Annotated in this window: 1 protein-coding gene; it reads left to right on the plus strand. The window is 43.8% G+C overall.

What is annotated here, in order from left to right; genetic code table 11:
* A partial coding sequence (locus QZZ35_RS11380) for an acyl-CoA dehydratase activase (protein WP_291237510.1) occupies nucleotides 1-2,158 on the plus strand: 2,158 nt, incomplete at both ends.

Raw genomic sequence — 2,158 nt, forward strand, 5'->3', positions numbered from 1 at the left:
TCTACAACGACAAAGATTGTCGCGGTTGACCAGAAGAATAACGAGATTATTTTTTCAAAGTATAAAAGACACAATGCCCATCAGATTCAGAGTGTTTACGAGCTGCTGCGTCAGTTCGAAGGTCGGTTCCCTGACCAGAAAGTAAAGTTTGTCCTTACAGGATCCGGAGCAAAACTTCTTTCAGAAAAAACAGAATTACCATATATTCAGGAAGTTGTGGCCAATTCAATTGCTTTGAAAAAAGTTTATAATAATGTGGGCACAGCTATAGAACTTGGCGGTCAGGACGCAAAGATGATTTTCTTTCATAAAGAAAGCGAAGAGAGAGCCTTTGATGTATCAGACATGCGTATGAATGGAAGCTGCGCTGGCGGAACAGGTGCTTTTCTTGACGAAATAGCCTCTGTGCTCAATATTCCGGTGGAGCAATTGAATGAACTTGCGTCCAAAGGTCAATGTGTTTATGACATATCCGGAAGATGTGGTGTATATGCAAAGACAGATATTCAGCCTCTGGTGAATCAGGGGGTATTAAAGGAAGATTTGGCTTTATCCTCTTTTCATGCCATTGCCAAACAGACCATCGGAGGTCTTGCTCAGGGACTGGATATTGAGAAGCCGGTTGCATTTGAGGGCGGTCCATTGACCTTTAATCCCGAATTGGTCCGGGTCTTTGCGGAACGTCTTGGACTTGAGAAGGAAGATATTCTTATACCGGAGCATCCGGAACTTATGGTGGCTTATGGTGCGGCTCTGTCAGCAGAGACCATGTTTGATGAAAAACAGAATACAGAACTTTCGGAGATTATTCATCGGGTTGAAATAGTGATTGGACAGAAGAATTTTTCAGAAGAAGAGAGCGGCATACCATTCTTTTCCTCTGAAAAGGAGCGGATGGAATTTGAAGAAACTCATCGGCTGAAGAAGACGGATCCGCATATAATACAATCGGGTGATAAGATGACAGCTTATCTTGGCATTGACTCAGGCAGTACAACGACAAAGTTTGCTCTCATGGATGAGAATGAAAATCTTTTGGAAACATTTTATGCTTCAAATGAGGGGAATCCTCTGATGGTTGCTAAAAATGCGCTGATCGGTCTTCGGGAGAAATATAAAAAAGCCGGAGCTACACTCAATATTTTGGGCGTGTGCACAACCGGATATGGGGAACAGCTTTTTGCAAGGGCCTTCTCAGCAGAATGTCATGTTGTAGAGACGGTGGCCCATGTTCGAGGTGTGGAACGTTATGTCAAAGATGCCTCTTTTATTTTGGATATCGGCGGTCAGGACATGAAGGCAATATGGCTGAATCACGGAGTCATTACAAATATTGTGGTCAATGAGGCCTGTTCTTCCGGCTGCGGATCATTTCTTGAAAATTTTGCGTCGACACTTCACATTCCTGTGGAAAAAATCGGAGAGACTGCCTTTTTGTCGCGTCATCCGGCAAATCTTGGAAGCCGATGCACAGTTTTTATGACGAGCAGTATTGTGACAGCACAGAGAAACGGAAAGCTTCCGGAAGATATTATGGCTGGTCTGTGCCGTTCTGTTATTGAGAATGTATTTACAAAAGTCATCCGCGTGAATAACATAAAGTCTCTCGGTGAAAATATTGTGGTTCAGGGCGGAACATTTCAAAATGATGCGGTACTCTGTGCTATGGAACAGTATATCGGCAGGAAAGTTACCCGTGCACCATATCCCGGTCTGATGGGAGCGATCGGGGCCGCACTGATCGCTAAAGAGCGAATGCAGAAGGAAGGGACAGAAAAAACCTTTATCGGTCTGGATTGTCTGGATGATTTTTCTTACGAACAGGAGACAAATGTAATCTGTCCAAATTGCGGCAATCACTGTAAACGAACGATTGTCCGGTTTTCAAACGGGAATACCTGGGTGACGAATAACCGGTGTGAACGGGGAGAGATTCTGGATTCATCTGTAAAAAGAACTGCTGATCCGGTTCCGGATATGTTTAAAGTGAGAGAAGCCCTTTTGATAAAGGACTATCCGTTTAAACCGGTTGCTGAGGAAAAAGATATTGTCATCGGAATTCCTAAAGTTCTTTCATTTTGGGAGACACTTCCTTTCTGGAAGACATTTTTCAGAACACTGGGCTTTAAGGTCAAAGTGTCGGGCAGCAGCAGCCGTG

It is taken from the genome of Frisingicoccus sp., assembly GCA_016298055.1.
Lineage (GTDB): Bacteria > Bacillota > Clostridia > Lachnospirales > Lachnospiraceae > Frisingicoccus.